The sequence below is a fragment of the Streptomyces spinosisporus genome (assembly GCF_022698145.1).
Classification (GTDB): domain Bacteria; phylum Actinomycetota; class Actinomycetes; order Streptomycetales; family Streptomycetaceae; genus Streptomyces; species Streptomyces spinosisporus.
In genome coordinates this window covers 99,362-116,101 of sequence record NZ_JALDAX010000024.1, presented here as the reverse complement: position 1 = coordinate 116,101, position 16,740 = coordinate 99,362, and the positions used below count along the sequence as shown (strand labels likewise).

Here is a 16,740-nt window from a genome sequence, read left to right as displayed (position 1 = left end):
CGCCATCGTGAACGTGGGCAGCATGTGGGCGCACCAGGCGCTCGGCGTGACGCCGTCGTCGGCCTACTCGATGGCCAAGGCGGGCCTGCACGCCCTCACCCACAACCTGGCCATCGAGCTCGCCGGCGAGGGCATCCGGGTGAACGCCGTGGCTCCGGCCGTCACCCGGACGCCGCTGTTCGAAAAGGTCTTCCCGGCAGGTCAACTCGAAGCTGCGATGGACCAGTTGAGCGGCCTGCACCCGCTCGGCCGGGTCGGCACGCCCCAGGACCTGGCCTCCGCGATCGTCTTCCTCCTCTCGGACGCGTCGAGCTGGACCACGGGCGCCATCCTCAATGTCGACGGCGGGGTCATGGCCGGCCGCAACTAGAAGCAGCCTCACGCCCCGCCCAGCACGGCCACCTGACAACTGCGCCGGGCGGGGCCGTCCCAAGGCATCGATCCATGCCGACAACGCACGAAGGAGCCTGCATGGCAGGCAGTCTGAAAAGCGTGCGACGCGACCTTCGCAGGCGAGGTGCTCACGAGCGGCAAGCCAGTGCTCGTCGATTTCTGGGCCGAGTGGTGCGGTCCGTGCCGCCTTGTGGCGCCGGTCCTCGAGGCACTCGCCGCCGAGCACGGCGACAAGATTACGATCGTCCAGCTCAACGTCGACGAAAACCCGCTCACCGCCGAGCAGTACGACGTCAGGTCCATCCCCACGCTCAACGTCTACCGGGACGGCAAGGTCGTCAAGACGGTCATCGGAGCCAGGCCCAAGTCGGTGCTGGAACGAGAGCTGCAGGATTTTCTGAGGTGAGTGGGCTCTGAAGGTGTGCGCCCGTCTCGGCGCCTGCCGCACCAAGGTGCGGCAGGCGCCGAGACGGGTCAGGCCACCGGGGCGGCCCTTCGGTTGCCTGCCCAGAAAGCGCGCTCAACACCGCACGTGTATCGCTCGCTGAATAGGCCGGAACCCCTGTCAGTAAAGTCCAGGAAGGCGCACAGGGCGAGAATGAGAACAGCGACTTCGCATAGACGGTCTGTAGATGGTCCCGTGATTGTCTCGTTCGTACGAGATGATTTGGGGACTGAAGGCCATGCACTCTACGGATGCCAGAAAAACGTGCCGCACGGATTCGAGCGGACTTGCCGGAACCTGCGGCAGCGCTCCAGCAGCGGGGCCCGCCACAGAGCGACGCCAACTCGACCCTGAGTCCGCCGCCTGGGTGGACGCGCTGGAGAACGCCTGTGGACCCCAGTACGAGCAGGCCTGCACGCGACTGCACGAGCTGCTGGTGCGAATTGCCATGGACGTGGTTATCCGTCAGGGTTCGCGTTATCGAATTTCCGGACCCGAACTGGATGACATCGCCCATCAGGCGGCTGCCGACGCACTGATGAGGATCACGCGGAAAATCCATGGATTCCGAGGCGACGCCAAATTCACCACATGGGCGTACCGGTTTGTCGTCCTTGAAGTGTCCAACAAGCTGGGGCGTCATTTCTGGCGCGTGTCACATGCGCGTTTCGACTCGGAGGAATGGGCGCAGGTGCCCGACCGGGCCGGCGTGGACCCCGTCAGCTACTGGCAGGCACGCGAGCTCGTCGAGGCCGTGCGCGACGCGGTCGCGACAGCACTGAGCGCCCACCAGCGGAAGGTCTTCGTCGCCGTCGTCAACGGCGTTCCCCTGGATACGCTCGCCAGCGAGTTGGAGACGAACCACAACGCGCTCTACAAGACGATGTTCGACGCCCGTAAGAAGCTGCGGGCTCGGCTCGTTGCCGGTGGACACCTCGGCACCACGGGCTGACGCAGCGGCCGCCGCGCCGGTCAGCCGCAGCGATGACCGCCGGGCCGCGACCGCGGCCGTACAGATGGCGAGGCGCCGGAGGTAAGACGTCACTCCCTACGGCCGCTGACTTCCGAGGGGGCCGCAGGGGCCGCCCCGAACTGACAAGGACGGCGCGTATGACGTTCATCTCGCGTGGTTTCCACGGCCGAAGGCCGTCTGCGGGTACGAAGCTGCCACCTGGGCAGTACGAGACGACCGGCTTCCCGGTGCTGTCCGCAGGGCCCACTCCCCGCATCCGGAAAGACGACTGGCAGCTGACGGTGAGCAGCGAAACCGGAAAGCGGCACGTGTGGGACTGGGCGGGCCTGATGGCGCTCCCGGCCGAGTCCCCGACCGTCGACCTGCACTGTGTGACGAAGTGGTCGAAGTTCGGCACCGAATGGCGGGGCGTGTCCCTGGACGTGCTGCTCGCGGACGTGGAGACGGCCGCAGAGCACGTCCTGATCGGCTCCTACGGGGGCTACACCACGAACATCCCCCTCGCCGACCTGGTCGACGGGAAGGCGTGGATCGCCTACGGCTACGGGGGCGGCGACTTGGCGCCCGAACACGGCGGCCCCGCTCGGCTGCTTGTCCCGCACCTGTACTTGTGGAAGTCCGCGAAGTGGGTGCGCGACATCGAGCTGCGACAGAGTGACCTGCCCGGCTTCTGGGAGAGCGCCGGCTACCACAATTACGGCGACCCGTGGCGAGAGCAGCGGTACCAGGGCGACTAGGCGAGCAACTCAGGCGGCGGACCGCGGAAGGGACGGACCGACGCGCGGAGTCGGCGACGACCGTAGAGGCCGGCGGCCCCGAGGCGGACATCGTCCCCACGACTTCAGTCTTCAGCGCGGGTCGCGCGGCCCGATCACGCGGAATTCGGCTTCGCCGACGCGGAGGACGCCGTCCGAGAGCGGTGTGCACCGCACGCCGCCCTTGCCGCGCAGCGCTCGCTGCGCCCCGGGTCCGATGACGGCGTCCATCCACGCGCAGGGCCGTGCGGCGCGGTTGACCGCGAACGCGATCGGGCCGTCGCCGGTGTCGAGCTCCACGATCCGATCGATGCAGGCGTCGATGTCGACACCTCGGAGCAGGATGTTCCGTCGTGTCTGCTGCAGGCCGACCGCGGGGTCGATGTGTGTGGGCAGATTCTCCGACGCCATGATGGTCACGGAGGCGTCCCGGTGAGCCGGCTGGGCGAAGTACCGGTCGCCGACGATTCCGAGGTGACGGCGTACGCGGATGTGTTGTACCAGCCCACCGACAGGGTCTGCTGACGGCCCCTCAGCAGGCCTTCCGGAGTACCGGTGCACGGGTGACACAAGGAGTTGCACCACGTGCACCGGCTCGGCGTGGGTGACGTGTGGGGAGCTCAAGCCGACTCAGTTCCCTTCTTCCCCCGGGGGGCGGTTCTCCCGGGCGCTGAGGAGTCTTTCCCTACGGGCTCGCACACGTTCTTCCTCGTCCATTCCACCCCAGATCCCGTACTCCTGTGCCGTGGCGAGCGCCCAACTGGCGCACTGCCGGCGGACCGGACATGTCTTGCACACGGCCTTCGCCTCGTCGGCCTCACGCCGGCCGGGGCCCTGCGGCCCCGCGGGGAAGAACAGTTCGGTGTCGAGGCCCCGGCAGCCCGCGTTGTGGAGCCATGTCAGCATGCCGCTCGCCCGGGGCTGGAGCGAGGACCGGGGTGTCCCAAGGTGGCGTCGTTCATGGCCATGTGTGCAATCTGCGCGTGCAGGCCTCGAGCCGGGACTCGGTCGCGGTGAGCAGACTGTCCCAGGACTCCTGGAACTTCGCCACGCCCTCGTCCTCCAGCTGCCGGACGACTTCGGCATAGGAGATGCCCAGGCGCTCGATCGCTTCGATGTCGGCCCGCGCCTCGTCGTACGTGCTGCGGAGGTCGCGACCTGCGGCGTGTTCCTGAGCTTCGACGGCGAGCAGTGTCGCCTCGGGCATGGTGTTCACGGTGTCCGGGGCGATGAGTCCGGAGACGTATTTGGTGGCCGCGTACGCCTTGTCCTTGACACCCGTGGAGGCCCACAGCGGTCGCTGCTTGTTCGCCCCGGCACGGTGCAGGCGGTTCCAGCGCTCACCGGAGAAGGCCTCCTCGAAGGCCTCGTAGGCCAGGCGGGCGTTGGCCACGGCGGCTCTGCCCCGGAGGGCTCCGGCCTCGGAGGTACCCAGGACGTCGAGGCGCCGGTCGACCTCCGTGTCCATGCGCGAGACGAAGAACGATGCCACCGAGGAGATCTGCGACAAGTCCAAGCCGCCGGCACGGGCCTTCTCCAGGCCTGCCACATAGGCCTCGGCAACCTGCCGGTAGCGGGCCAGGGAGAAGATCAGGGTGACGTTGACACTGATGCCCTGGGCGATGGTCTCGGTGATGGCGGGCAGGCCCGCCTCGGTTGCGGGGATCTTGATGTAGGTGTTCGGGCGGTCGACCAGCCAGGTCAGGTGACGTGCCTCGGCGATCGTCGCCGTGGTGTCGTGAGCCATGTGCGGATCGACCTCGATGGACACGCGGCCGTCCTGGCCCGCGGGGGATACGAGGAACGCGGGGCGAAGCAGGTCGGCGGCGTCGCGCACATCCGTCGCTGTGACGGTCCGGACTGCCTCCTCGGCGGACACGCCGCGCACCGCGAGTTCGGACATCTGGACCTCGTACTCCATGCCGTGCGATATCGCGTCCCTGAAGATCGTCGGATTCGTCGTGACGCCCACCACGCGGCGGCTGCGGATCAGCTCCGACAGGCTTCCCGACTTGATCCGCCCACGTGACAGGGTGTCCAGCCACACGGACACACCGGCGTCCGACAGATCCTTCAACATGCTCGTCATGTGTCCCACACCTTCCGGGGGTGGCGAGGCGGGCTGCGGCACGGGCCGCCCGGGCGTGCTCACGTCTGCGGATCGGCGGCCAGGCAGTGCGACCCATGCACACAGAGCGCGCCTGCGCCGGCCCAGGGGCCGTTCTACGGGGATGGCGCCGAAGGCGTCCGGTGGTTCGACCACAAGCCGAAGGCGCCTCGGTACGACTCGAGCATAATGCGCCTTTTTGCGCAGGGGCAGAGGGAAGTGCCGCACGTCGACGCGGAGTAGACGCGCTGTGGATGGCACGCTCGCCACGTCGGGTGGAGGAGTGCACGTGACGGACCTCGCTCGTGCTGTGGATCCGATGGTGATCGCGCGGGTGTCGGCCAGTGACCGGGGCAAGGGGGCGCCCGGCGTCGGACGTGCTGGTCGCGGATCCTGCGGGGCAGGTCTCGTTGGGCGGCCAGGACGAGAGCCAGTGCGCGTTCGGCGACGCCGGCGTCATGCAGGCAACGGCGTTGGACGGCGCAACCCCTGGTCTGCCCCACCCCGCCCGGCCGGCACCCGCCGCCGCGATGGGAGCACTCGCCACCGAGCAGAGCCTCAGCGCCGGCATGAAGAAGCTGCTCCCCCACATCAGTCCAGTCGGCGTCCAGGTGGGTCTCGTCAGTGCTCGATGCTGTGCGTGGTCTCTTCCTCGTTGTGCCGCAGTTCTTCTCTGGTGAGTTTGGCGACCTGTGCCGACGGGCCGAAGTAGGCGCGGGACAGGCGTGTTCTGAGCTGATCGCGGCGGGAGGGCTTGCGAGGGATGCCGTTGGCGTCCTCGGTCGCTCCGGGGTCGAGAGGCTGGTACTGCTCGTGCGCGGTCAGGGTGTGACGTTCTGCGGGGGAGAGGTCCTGGTGCACCTCGATGTACTCGCCGTGCGGCAGCCGACGGATGGTGCCTGTCTCCCTGCCGTGGAGGACCTTCCTCTTGTCACGGTTCTGGAGACCGAGGCAGATGCGTTTGGTGATGAGGAATGCGACGACAGGGCCGACGAACAGTGCGATGCGGATGAACCAGGTGACGCTGTTGATGGAGAGGTGGAAGCGGGTCGCGAAGAGATCGTTTCCGCCGCCGACCAGGAGCAGGAAGTACACGCTGAGCCAGGCGACGCCGAGACCGGTCCGCACGGGTCGGTTGCGCGGCCTGTCGAGGAGATGGTGTTCGCGCTTGTCGCCGGTGATCCAGCTTTCGAAGAAGGGGTACAGGCCGATGGCCAGCAGGACGGTCGGGAACACGATCAGTGGAATCAGCACACCGAGGTTGAGGGTGTGGCCTGCCGCGTTGATCTCCCACCCCGGCATGACGCGGATGAGACCTTCGGAGAAGCCCATGTACCAGTCCGGCTGGGCGTTCGTGGACACCTGGTCGGGGCGGTAAGGGCCGTACGTCCACACGGGGTTGATGGACGCGATGGCCGACATGGCGGCGATCACGGAGGCGACGAGAAAGAAAAAGCCGCTGGTCTTGGCGAGGTAGACCGGCAGGAAGGGCATGCCGACGACATTGCGGTTGGTCCTGCCGGGGCCGGGCCACTGTGTGTGCTTGTGGTAGACGAGAAGGATCATGTGGACGACGATCAGCGCGGCGATGAGAGCGGGGAGCAGCAGAATGTGCACCGAGTAGAGCCGGGGGACGATTTCGGTGCCGGGGAACTCTCCGCCGAAGAAGAACATGGCCAGGTAGGTGCCGACGATCGGCACGGAGAGGATGGCGCCCTCCACGAAGCGCAGCCCCGTGCCGGAGAGGAGGTCGTCGGGGAGGGAGTAGCCGACGAAACCCTCGAACATCCCCAGAACCAGCATGGTCCAGCCGAACATCCAGTTCACTTCGCGGGGCTTGCGGAAGGAGCCCGTGAAGAAGTGGCGCATCATATGGATGAGCATGCCCGCGACCATGATGAGGGCGGCCCAGTGGTGCATCTGACGGATGAGCAGGCCACCGCGCACGTCGAAGGAGATGTCGAGGGTGGAGGCGAAGGCCTCGGACATGGTGATGCCGTTGAGCGGCGCGTAACTGCCGTGGTAGGCAACCTCGTTCATCGACGGGTGGAAGAAGAACGTCAGATAGATCCCGGTCAGGATCAGTACGACGAAGCTCCACAAGCACACTTCGCCCAGCATGAACGACCAGTGGTCCGGAAAGATCTTCCGCATGTTGGCCTTGGCGATGGTGTAGAGGCCAAGCCGGGAATCCACCCAGTCCGCCATGCGCTCACCCCGGGGTGAATCGCGTCGGTCTCTGAGGTTATTGATCGTCACCTTGCGCTCTTCAACTGCACTCATCGGCTGATGGAGATGGCAGGCTTCAGCACGAACACCGGGATTTCCCGCTGGGTGCTGCGCTGGTACCCGACATACGGCGGATACTCCGGGCTCGGCTCGTACTCACCTTCCAGAGGCACAGATACCTCCCCATACTTCTCTGTTGTTGGCTCTGGACACATCTTCGGAGGTGAGCGTCCGGGAGGAGCTGCGTCTTACTGTGAGCTCCACCTGCCCTTCAGCGGTTCCCACGAGTAAGAAGCACCTGCACCGTGGCGCTGTCATGACGTGGACAGAATCAAGTACTCAGACCTCGACATCCGCGTGGCGAAGGACGCCAAGTCGCAGACCTACGACGCCTGGTTGGGACCGGACCGCATTGGAACCCTGGTCTACGAGTTGACGGCCGGCAGAGTCGCGATGATCTCGGTCGCGGTTGAACCGGAGTAGCAGCATCACGGTGTGTCGGGCGAGCTGATCGCCGGCGCGCTCGAGGACGTCGCGGACTCCGGACGGAGGGTGACGATCATCTGCCCGGTGGTCCGTTCCTTCATCGACGAACATCCGGAGTACGCCGGTGTCGTCGACCCCGAACGCCCAGGCATCCGGTCACGCCGCTGATGGACCGCTCTCGGGCATCGTCCGTCGAAGTGTTCGCTCGTACCATCGCATGGCCGCATGGAGTGCGCCTACGGACCCGACGGGGACCGACGTGCCCACGCCCGCGGCAACCGGGTTGGCGTGGAGGCCACCCTCGATCGTGATGGTGGCCTCCACGCCATGGCTCAGAGGGCGGCGATGCCTTCGCCGCCGACCGCGCCGGGTACGACGACCGATCCGGTCCGGGTCAGGGACCCGTCGGCGTTCACCCGGAAGGCGTCGACACCGCCGGCGGCGCCGGTCTGGGCGTAGAGGAATCTGCCGTCACCGGAGACGGACACGTCCACCGTGCCGGCCCCGGTCGGGGTGGTGGTGAGCGAGGTCAGTGTGCCGTCCTGCCTCGTCCGCAACCCGTTCAACGTGCCGCTGCCGGCGTTCGCCGCGTAGACGTCGTTGCCCACGGTGGCCACCCAGCAGGTGGCTGTCTGTCCGGTCGCCTTCTCGTCGACTTTGGTGAGGTGGTTGTCGGCGTCGACCCGATAGGTGGCAACCGCGTTCGGTCCGGCTTCGGTGACGACGAGCCGCCCGGTGCGGTCGAAGGAAAAGCCGAAGGGCACCGAGTCGGGCGCGTCCGTGATCACGGGTTTGGTGGCGATACCCGCCAGACCGACCCGGAAGACCTCGAAGCTGTTGCCTCCGGCTTTGGTGGTGACGATCAGCCTGCTGCCGTCCGGGGTGAAGCCGATCTGTCCCGGAGTGTGCGTGAACTGCGGTGTCGCTGCCGGGTCCAGTCCCAGACCTCGATGCCATGACGGCACCTTCACCAGATGCCCGGCGACGTTGAGGTAGCCCTGCACCGAGCCACCGTCGAGGGCGTTGAGGACGTACACGAGGTTGCCGCGCACGGTGACGCTCACCGGGAACTCGCCGCCGGAAGTGACGATTTGACGCCGCACGAGGCGATCGCCCCGAACGGCGAAGACGGTGACGGTGTCACTGCCGGCGTTGACCGCGTACAGGAGACGGTGTGCCGGGTCGTACGTCAGGGATCCCTGGGAAGCCAGCTTGTCCACGACGGCCCCGTCGAGCTTGCCGCCCAGACCTCCGGTCGCGTACACCCCCTGCTGTTTCAACGTGCCGTCGTCCGCACGGTCGTAGGCCACGACAGTGTTGCCGTCTTCCGCGTCGCTCTGCACGAACACCGGCGCATCGGAGGCTTCGTGCCTCGGGTGATGCGGGCTCGCCGACGCGGGAGCGGTGAACATGGCTACGCCGGTTGCAATGGCGACCGCCGTGGTGGCGGACCGGGCGATCCTGTTCATCTTCTTCATCGGTCTCCTCGTTCTGCGTGGCGGCGGTCTCTTTCGCCGCCACGCCGCGTACGGGCCTTGGTCGGCCTCGCACTGGCATGAGCGTCCGATCGGCCCAACTGCCTTACGGCGCCCCGCACCGCCGATCTACAGCTGCCGTAAATATCCCTGAGCCTTGATGAACGGGACATACAGGGGGAATACTGGAGTAATGCTTCGTAGGGAACTTGAACTGCTCGAAAGAGAGACAGAGTCTGCCCTCATAACAAACACCATTGAAGGCATTGAGAAGGGCGGCGGCCTGCTCCTGGTGAAGGGAGAGGCTGGTACTGGAAAGAGCCGACTGCTGTCAGAGGTCCGGACCCGGGCGGTCCAGGCCGGTTTCGGTGTGACCGCCGCACGCAGCACGGAATTCGAACAGGATTTTGCCTTCGGTGTGGTGCGGCAACTGTTTGAAGAGTTGGCGTTGAGGGCCGATCGGACCGCTCGGGAGTCCTTGTGGACCGGGGCGGCCAAGCAGGCGAGAGAAGCCATTGAGACCATCTCCAGTGCTGGTGAACCTGGCGATTTCGCGGTTCTGCACGGTCTTTATTGGCTCACCATCAACGCATGTCAGGACCGCCCACTCGTATTGCTGGTGGACGACCTTCAGTGGTGCGACAGGCCGTCACTGCGGTATCTGGCTTACCTCCTGCCCCGCATTGAGACGCAGCCGGTGCTGGTGGCTGTTGCGCTGCGCACAGGCGAGCACGCCACTGATGAGCGACTGCTGCAGCACATCATCTCCGCTCCGGCGCTCGTGGAGCTGAATCCGAAGGAGCTCAGCGCCCAGGCGACCGCAACCTTGCTGGAGCAGGTGATGGATGGCGAGGTGGAGGAAGAGTTCGCAATTACCTGTCACAGGGCCGCCGGTGGGAACCCGTTGCTGTTGCGTGAACTCGGCCTTACCTTCTCCGCGCAGGGCTTGTCGGCCAGCGACAGGAACGCCGGACGGGTGGCCGATCTCGGGGGGCTTGCGGTGGCCGATCTGGTCGCCTCCCGACTCATGGCTTTGCCGGCGGATTGCGCACCGCTGGCTCGGGCGGTCGCAGTTCTGGGCGACCGCTCGCCACTGACGCGCGCTGCGCGCCTCGCAGGGCAGGATTCCATCAGCAGGGCACTTGAGTGCGCCATCCTCTTGGAGCAGAGGGGAATCGTGCGTATCGACGAGGTGTACGGGTCTCCGACTCTCTCCTTTGTGCACCCTCTGGTGCGTAATGCGGTCTATGAATCCCTTGACCGCGCCGACCGCACCACATCACATCACCGCGCCGCAATACTTCTGCGGGAGAGTGGTTCTCCCGCGGAGCAGGTTGCCTACCATCTGATGCGAATACCGGCAACCATGGATCCGGTGGCCGTTACGGACCTACGCGCTGCCGCCGCTGCTGCAGCGGCGCGCGGCGCTCCGGAGAGCGCCTATGTCTACTTGCGTCGAAGTCTTGACGAGGCGCCCAAAGACGACGAGCGGCGAGCGATTCTTCTGGAGGCCGGGAAGACGGCGCTACTGTTTGATGTCGTGACCGGGGCTCGTCTTCTGCAAGAGGCGTGGGAAGGAATGGGCCCCGTTGAGCGCGCGGATATTGCGCCCTATTTGGGTATGGCCTATATTTACCTCGCGAGGCCGGACGCCGGAGTTGATATACAAAAATCAACAATTTCGGGCCTTCCGGCCACTGATGATGATCTCAGGAAGCGCCTTCAGGCCTGTCTCCTCAGTTCCAGTACTTGGTATGTCCCCGGAAGGGAAGACATAGTCGACTGCTTGCCAGAACTACGTCAACTCCCGCACGCCGACGGCTACGGAGACCGCCTGCTGTATTGTGCGGTCGCCGGTCGCAATACCGCTCTTGGGGACCCGTCCGGAGTGCTTCGCGCGCGCGAGACCCTCGCAGATGATGCGTTCGTCGACCAAGCAGATCCCAACGGGCCGCTGGCTTGCGGATGGTGGTCCCTGGCGGCGGCCGACGACGATATGTCGATAGCCAGCCTGGACAGTGCGGTGAAGCGAGCTCACGTGGGCGGTTCCCTCTTCACATTGGCCTCCGTCTACATTCATCGCGGCTATACCTTGTTGTGGCACGGTGATCTTGCAGGCGCCGAACAAGATGGGCGCGAGACAATTCGAGTGGGACAACTCAACGGTTCGGCGGTCACCCGCCTTTTGGGCTGCACAGTTTTGGCCGAGCCCTTGATCGAGCAAGGACGTCTCGACGAGGCTGAGCGGACTCTTGCCGAGGTGGGAGTCACCGCAACAACCTGCCCTCCAGGTCCGGTGTACCTGTCCCTGACGGCGCTCAGCCGACTACAAAGAGTCCGCGGTAACTATGAAACGGCTCTTGAAATTGCCCTACAGGCAGAGGAAGCCTGCCGTCTCTATCAGATACAGAATCCGGCAGTCGCGGACTGGAGAACACTGGCCGCACTGGCTCTTCACTACCTTGATCGCGACAGTGAGGCTCGCGTCATCGCGGATGAGAATCTCGACCGTGCTCGACGGTGGGGCGCGCCTCGCACTCTGGGTCGGGCCTTGCGTGTGTCTGGCCTCATTTCGCCGGAACGGCACCGAATCGGACTATTCGAAGCCGCAGTAGGCGTACTCAAAGACTCTCCTGCGCACCTTGAGTATGCAAAGGCCCTGGTCGATTTCGGTGCCGCACTACGCAAGGCTGGTCACCGCAACGACGCTCGTCAGCCCCTACGACAGGCCCTTGATCTCGCCGCCCGCTGTGGCGCAGTACCCCTGTCGGACCGTGCCAGTGCTGAACTCGCCGCCTCAGGAGCCCGCCGCCGACGCACAGCACTCACCGGTCCAGGCGCGCTCACCCCGTCCGAAAGAAGAGTCGCGGATTTGGCGGCACACGGTCAGACGAACCGGCAGATCGCTCAAACTCTCTTCGTCACCCCGAAGACTGTTGAAGTCCATCTTTCAAACTGTTATCGCAAGCTGTCCGTGACCAGCCGTGTACAGCTTCCCGGCGCACTGGGTGCGTCGTGAATGAGGTGGAGACTTCACGAGGGGAAGTCCACTGACGTGGTTGGGGCAGAACCGGGAGCCGTTGGGGGATCGTCGCCGGCGGCCTGGTCGGATGCTTCCGGCATGCCTGAGCCCGCTTGCTCTGCGGCGTAGGCGGCCACGAGTCGGTTCCAGTCGTACGTGCCCGGCACGATCTCCGAGACGAGGTGTGCGCGGATCAGCCGCGAAAGGGTCTGACGCACCCAGTGTTCGGGCTGCGCGGCTGTTCTGGCGGCGTCGGCCGTGGCGAAGACGTGGCCGGGCCAGGCGCCGAGGGCGCGGAAGAGCGAGGCGGCCTCCGGGTCGAGCAGACGGTACGACCGGGCGATGGAGGCGCGAACGTCGAGCACCGGGTCCACTTCGCTTGTGAAAGCGTCCAAGGGACCGTGCTCGGACGGCGCATATTCCTCGGCGAGGCTCGCCAAGGGCATCTGAGGGCGGTAGGCCGCACGGGCGGCGACATTGGCCAGTGCGAGGGGGAGTCGTCCGGCGAGGTGGATGAGGCGGTCGACGGCTTCGGGCTCAGCAGACGTCCTCGCTGCTCCGAGGCGCCCGGCGAGGAAGCTGCGTGCGTCCCCCTGGCTCAGCGGACGCAGGGTCAGGGGAAGCGCCTGCTGGCCAGCCACCAGCGCGTGGAGCTGCATGCGGCTGGTGACGAGGGCCATGGAACCGGGGCTCCCCGGGAGGAGATGCTTCAGCTGGTCGGCGTTCCAGGCGTTGTCGAGCACAACAAGCATGCGGCGTTCGGCCAGCAGGTCCCGGAACATGAGCCCTCGAGCCTGCGTGGTCTCGGGTACGGCCTCGGGCCGGACCTGCAGAGACTGCAGGAAGGCCGCGAGGACCCCGGCCGGGTCCTCCGGCTCGGCTCCTGGCCCCTCCCCGTGCAGGTCGGCGAAGAGCTGGCCGTCCGGGAAGCGGTCTGCCAGACGATGGGCGACGGTGGTGGCGAAGGCTGTCTTGCCGACGCCTGCCGCCCCGCCGACCACACAGATGGCCACCGAGGACGACGCCTCGGCATCGGCGATCAAATGCTCGACCTGCTCTTGTTCCTTCTCGCGCCCGACGAGATGGGGCAGGGCTGCCGGCAGTTGGGCCGGCGGCCGGGGTGAGGCGGTATGGCGCCGGCCGGCCGTGCGGTCGCTGCCTTTCGGCAGCTGGAACCGCCCGGAGAGGATGCGCTCGTGGACGTGCCGCAGTTCCGGAGACGGGTCGACGCCGAGGCGTTGACGCAGCAGATGACTGGTCGAGTGATAGATCGTCAGCGCCTCGGACTGCCGCCCGGCGCCGTACAGCGCGGTCATGAGGAGGGCGCATACGCGCTCACGCAGCGGGTGTTCGACAAGGAGAGCGGACAGTTCAGCGGCAGCCTCGGCGTAGCGCCCCCTCTCCACCTCGCAGGCGAGCTGGTCCTCGGCGCATGCGAGACGCAACTCGCCCAGGACCCTGCGCTGCCGGCCTGCGAACGGGCCCGGGACCCCGGCGAGGGCCTCCCCTTTCCACATGTCGAGGCCCTTGGACAGCAGGTTCGCCGCGGCCTCCGGGTCGCCCGCGCCGCGGGCCTCTCGTGCTGCGGCCGTCGTTTCCTTGAACCTGTTCAGGTCCACGGCGTGCGGCTGGATGCGCAGGAGGTAGCCCCCGTCGACCAGGTCCAGTGAGCCGTCACTCCGCTCACCCAGCGCCCGCCTGAGCCGGTAGACGTAGGTGCGCACGGAGCCTATGGCCGACGGTGGGGCCTCATCGCCCCACACGTCCTCCACGAGTCTCGACAGGCTCACCGGCCTGCCCGCCCTGAGCAACAACGAGGCAAGCACGGCGCACTGCCTGGGCTGGCCGGCCGCCTCCTCCAGTCCTTGCTTGTGCAGTCGGACCGGGCCGAGGACCGAGAACTGGATGTCCGCGTGCATGGCTTCTACCGCCCTGAAGGCTTTTCAGGGAAACGGTCGATGTCCGGGAGGACCGTCTCGCTGCCCCGAACGGAGTGCGGGTCGCTGCACGCATACGGGAATCGACCGGGCAGACGCACGTGCAGGTCGGAGGTGACGGCGACTGCCTTGTCCATGGTGAGTTCCAGGTCGGGTGAGTTCATGGTGATTCCTGTTCTGTGGTCGATGCGCAGGGTGGAGCGGGTCGGGAAGGTGGAGGTTGGTCCGGGGCGGGCGCACCGGGATGTGGAGGGCAGTGCGCAGAGGAGGCCGCTTCAGGCCGGCGCTTCGTGAACGGTCAGGAGGGCCCAGTGCGTGGCGGTGCCGCCGGGGTGGGGCCGGGTGCCGTGGCTGGTGGCCAGCACCTCGACGAGGGCCAGGCCACGGCCGTGCTCCTCGCGGCTGCAGGACGAGGTCCAGGCGCCGTCGTCCTGGGCCGGGCCTCCGTCGGTGACGCCGACCCACACGACTTCTGCGGCCCGATCGCGATACAGGTGCAGCGTCACCGGCGGCAAGGCATGCTCGACGGCGTTGGTGACCAGCTCGGACACCACCAGCAGCACCGACTGTGCAGCGTCCTGGTCCACGTGCCAGTCCTCAAGAACGGTGCGGGTGATCGCTCGCGCCGCACCCGCGGCGACCGGCCGATGCTCCAGCGCCCGGCTCACCGCGCCACCGACCGCTCCACCCGGCCCGGACACCACGGTGCCCGGTCGGTCAGGCGTCGGGCACGTGTCCAGGGCCGGGCGCACCAGGTCCTCGACGGTGGCGTACATGGCGATCACTTCCCGTACAGCGGGAAACGGCCTCATCGATCTCGGGCCCTTCCGGCGAAATCCTTACGCCCTCTGTTCTACGAGCCTCGATCAAGCCGGGCATTAGGGGTGGCCCCAATGTTTTGGGGCCTTGACCCCCGCTCTTGGACACCTGAGACATCGAGGCCGGGCGCGCGCGTCCGTTGTGGTGCCCGGCGCCGGGTGAATGGTGACGACCAGTGCCATGACAGTGATTCGCCATCCGCCGCCGCGACCTCCCGGACCGTCAACGCCGCCATCCGCGATCCGCGTCCGGATACGAACAAGATGGCGACGCCGTCGGTAAGACGGCGCGACGAGCCGACACCAACTGCTTGCACGATGACGCCGGCCGTTGTGCATCACCGGACCGGGGCTCCCAGGACAAGAGAAAGACGTGATTCGATGCACAACACGGCGCCAGTGACCGACCCTGTCGTCAGGGTGCGAACGCACCGGCTTGCTTTTTTCTCAGCGGTGATCTCCCTGGTGGCCGTATTTGCCGCCGTGGGCTCGACGATCCCGCTGTTCAACGTCTACCGGGCCGAGAACGGGTTCACCAACGCCGAGATCTCGATCACCGTCGTCGCCTACTCCGTCGCCACCCTCGCCACACTGTTGTTCCTGGGCAGACTGTCCGGTCACCTGGGTCGGCGGCCCGTCTCGATCGCCAGCCTCATCCTGCTCCTGCTCGGCTGCTTGCTGCTGTTGGACGTGCACGACATCGGCATCCTGATCGCCGGTCGGGTCATGATGGGCCTCGGCGCCGGACTCGCCAGCAGCAGCCTGACGTCCTACATCGTCGACGCCGCACCCCCCAAGCCGGCCTGGTTGACGTCGGTCGCCTCCAGCCAGACGGTCATGCTCGGCCTCGCCGTCGGCGCCGTCGCGTCCGGCGCCCTGGTCCAGTACGCGCCATGGCCGCGGGACCTGATCTACCTGGTTGTCATCGGTCTCCTTCTCCTGTCGGTCGCACTCATCGCCGTCAGCCCGGAGACCGCGACTGCCATGCCGGGCGCCTGGCGATCACTGCGGCCGCGGGTCGGCCTGCCCGCCCGGGTCAGGCGTCTGCTCCCCGTCGCAGCAGCGGTGTTCCTGGCCACCTGGGCGGCCGGGGCCTTCTACCAAGCGTTCGTGCCCGCACTGGTCGAAGACCAACTGCACACGCGCAGCACACTCGTCCTCGGAGTGACATTCGCTGCCTACATGGGTCCCAGCGTCCTCGGCGCTCCCCTCGGCGGCCGGTTCACATCCGCGAGAGCCCAGCGCGTCGGCATGATCGGTTTCCTGGCCGGCATGATCGGTGTCATCACAGCCATCGGCACCGGCACGCTGGTGCTGTTCATCGCCGCGACCGTCGTCGCCGGCGCCAGTCAAGGCATCGCCATCAGCGCCGCAACCCGAGGCCTGCTGCACGGCAGCATCCTGGCCGACAGGGCACCGATTTTCAGCGTGATCTACCTGCTCTCCTACAGCGGGGCGACGATCCCTGCCCTCATCGCCGGCCAACTCACCCACATCTTCTCGCTGCCAGAGATCTCGCTCGCCTACGGCGCACTTGCCCTGGTCTCGACCCTGTTCACCGTCCTCGGCGCCCGCAACCCGCAGCTCAGTGCGATCGCGGACAGCCGGGACGTCCAGTAGCCGAACGAACTTCATTTCTCAGGGAGAGCGCGTACATGTTCAGTCGCATATTGGTCGCGGTCGATCCAAGCCCCTCGCGTCTCACGTCCGTACGTATGGCCGGTGAGCTGGCCCGGCTGGCCGGTGCCTCCGTCCATGTCCTGCATGTCGTCGCAGCGACCGCCACACTCGACACCGTCGTAGGCCTGGAGGACGACGCCGAAGCCAGGGCGATCCTCGACGAGGCCGTCCTCGCTCTGCGCGACGAAGGAGTCAAGGCGGACGGCACGCTCGCGAACGGTTTGCTCAACGATGTGCCGGCCCTCATCAACGAAACGGCCGGACAGTTCGGCGCCGATCTCATCGTCCTCAGCCCGCACCACCGCGGAGTCGTCGCCGCCCTCTTCAATCCCCGCGTGAGCGACATCGTCACGCACGCCAGCCACACGGCCGTCCTCCTCGCTCCGGACAGGCCCGCGGCCACCGGCGCCTGACGAAGGG

Annotated in this window: 18 protein-coding genes; 9 read left to right on the top strand and 9 right to left on the bottom strand. The window is 66.7% G+C overall.

All coding sequences use genetic code 11. The features are described from left to right. The 4 genes from MQN93_RS39540 to MQN93_RS39525 form a co-directional block, all read left to right on the top strand. On the top strand, positions 1-370 hold a 370-nt coding region (locus MQN93_RS39540; protein ID WP_242713296.1), incomplete at its 5' end, for an SDR family NAD(P)-dependent oxidoreductase. A 147-nt stretch (positions 371-517) separates the two neighbouring features. Beyond that, complete coding sequence (gene trxA / locus MQN93_RS39535) at positions 518-799, top strand: thioredoxin (protein WP_242713295.1); 282 nt, start codon at positions 518-520, stop codon at positions 797-799. 406 nt (positions 800-1,205) lie between these two features. Then, positions 1,206-1,790, top strand: coding sequence for a sigma-70 family RNA polymerase sigma factor (locus tag MQN93_RS39530; protein WP_242713294.1), 585 nt, complete (start codon positions 1,206-1,208; stop codon positions 1,788-1,790). 158 nt (positions 1,791-1,948) lie between these two features. Beyond that, positions 1,949-2,548, top strand: coding sequence for a molybdopterin-dependent oxidoreductase (locus MQN93_RS39525; RefSeq protein ID WP_242713293.1), 600 nt, complete (start codon positions 1,949-1,951; stop codon positions 2,546-2,548). Between the two features lie 111 nt (positions 2,549-2,659). On the opposite strand, the gene MQN93_RS39520 is transcribed toward MQN93_RS39525, so the two are convergent. The 5 genes from MQN93_RS39520 to MQN93_RS44095 all read right to left on the bottom strand — a co-directional run bounded on the left by MQN93_RS39520 (position 2,660) and on the right by MQN93_RS44095 (position 7,075). After that, entirely contained in the window at positions 2,660-2,977 is a 318-nt protein-coding gene (locus tag MQN93_RS39520) for a molybdenum cofactor biosysynthesis protein (protein WP_242713292.1), read from the bottom strand. Positions 2,978-3,196: 219 nt separating this feature from the next. Beyond that, complete coding sequence (locus tag MQN93_RS39515; protein WP_372504527.1) at positions 3,197-3,472, bottom strand: WhiB family transcriptional regulator; 276 nt, start codon at positions 3,470-3,472, stop codon at positions 3,197-3,199. A 52-nt stretch (positions 3,473-3,524) separates the two neighbouring features. Then, positions 3,525-4,655 carry a transaldolase gene (tal, locus tag MQN93_RS39510; RefSeq protein ID WP_242713291.1) on the bottom strand — a complete coding sequence of 377 codons (1,131 nt, stop codon included), beginning with the start codon at positions 4,653-4,655 and terminating at the stop codon, positions 3,525-3,527. Between the two features lie 639 nt (positions 4,656-5,294). Beyond that, the gene (gene qcrB / locus MQN93_RS39505) at positions 5,295-6,956 is read right to left on the bottom strand and encodes a cytochrome bc1 complex cytochrome b subunit (protein WP_242713290.1); all 1,662 of its coding nucleotides are present in this window, start codon (positions 6,954-6,956) and stop codon (positions 5,295-5,297) included. Further along, the gene (locus tag MQN93_RS44095) at positions 6,953-7,075 is read right to left on the bottom strand and encodes a hypothetical protein (RefSeq protein ID WP_278191677.1); all 123 of its coding nucleotides are present in this window, start codon (positions 7,073-7,075) and stop codon (positions 6,953-6,955) included. The genes qcrB and MQN93_RS44095 overlap by 4 nt, the downstream gene beginning before the upstream one ends. 148 nt (positions 7,076-7,223) lie before the next feature. On the opposite strand from MQN93_RS44095, the gene MQN93_RS39500 reads away from it, so the two are divergent. Together MQN93_RS39500 and MQN93_RS39495 are read left to right on the top strand one after the other, a co-directional pair. Further along, complete coding sequence (locus tag MQN93_RS39500) at positions 7,224-7,385, top strand: hypothetical protein (protein ID WP_242713289.1); 162 nt, start codon at positions 7,224-7,226, stop codon at positions 7,383-7,385. 12 nt (positions 7,386-7,397) lie between these two features. Further along, complete coding sequence (locus MQN93_RS39495; protein ID WP_242713288.1) at positions 7,398-7,556, top strand: GNAT family N-acetyltransferase; 159 nt, start codon at positions 7,398-7,400, stop codon at positions 7,554-7,556. Positions 7,557-7,720: 164 nt separating this feature from the next. Here MQN93_RS39495 and MQN93_RS39490 read toward each other — a convergent pair whose 3' ends face one another. Next, on the bottom strand, positions 7,721-8,866 hold the full coding sequence (locus tag MQN93_RS39490) for a lactonase family protein (protein ID WP_242713287.1): 1,146 nt from the start codon (positions 8,864-8,866) through the stop codon (positions 7,721-7,723). A gap of 190 nt (positions 8,867-9,056) precedes the next feature. On the opposite strand from MQN93_RS39490, the gene MQN93_RS39485 reads away from it, so the two are divergent. Continuing rightward, positions 9,057-11,882 carry a helix-turn-helix transcriptional regulator gene (locus MQN93_RS39485; RefSeq protein ID WP_242713286.1) on the top strand — a complete coding sequence of 942 codons (2,826 nt, stop codon included), beginning with the start codon at positions 9,057-9,059 and terminating at the stop codon, positions 11,880-11,882. Positions 11,883-11,896: 14 nt separating this feature from the next. Here MQN93_RS39485 and MQN93_RS39480 read toward each other — a convergent pair whose 3' ends face one another. The 3 genes from MQN93_RS39480 to MQN93_RS39470 all read right to left on the bottom strand — a co-directional run bounded on the left by MQN93_RS39480 (position 11,897) and on the right by MQN93_RS39470 (position 14,598). Further along, entirely contained in the window at positions 11,897-13,804 is a 1,908-nt protein-coding gene (locus MQN93_RS39480; protein ID WP_242713285.1) for an AfsR/SARP family transcriptional regulator, read from the bottom strand. A 5-nt stretch (positions 13,805-13,809) separates the two neighbouring features. Beyond that, positions 13,810-13,986 (bottom strand): hypothetical protein, encoded by a 177-nt coding sequence (locus tag MQN93_RS39475; protein WP_016432608.1) that lies wholly within the window; start codon positions 13,984-13,986, stop codon positions 13,810-13,812. A gap of 111 nt (positions 13,987-14,097) precedes the next feature. Beyond that, positions 14,098-14,598: an ATP-binding protein gene (locus MQN93_RS39470; protein ID WP_016432607.1), complete on the bottom strand. Its 501-nt coding sequence runs from the start codon at positions 14,596-14,598 to the stop codon at positions 14,098-14,100. A gap of 201 nt (positions 14,599-14,799) precedes the next feature. Between MQN93_RS39470 and MQN93_RS39465 the strand changes: the two genes are divergently transcribed. Next, on the top strand, positions 14,800-16,260 hold the full coding sequence (locus MQN93_RS39465; RefSeq protein ID WP_242713284.1) for an MFS transporter: 1,461 nt from the start codon (positions 14,800-14,802) through the stop codon (positions 16,258-16,260). A gap of 35 nt (positions 16,261-16,295) precedes the next feature. Beyond that, positions 16,296-16,733 carry a universal stress protein gene (locus tag MQN93_RS39460; RefSeq protein ID WP_242713283.1) on the top strand — a complete coding sequence of 146 codons (438 nt, stop codon included), beginning with the start codon at positions 16,296-16,298 and terminating at the stop codon, positions 16,731-16,733. Positions 16,734-16,740 lie beyond the last annotated feature (7 nt).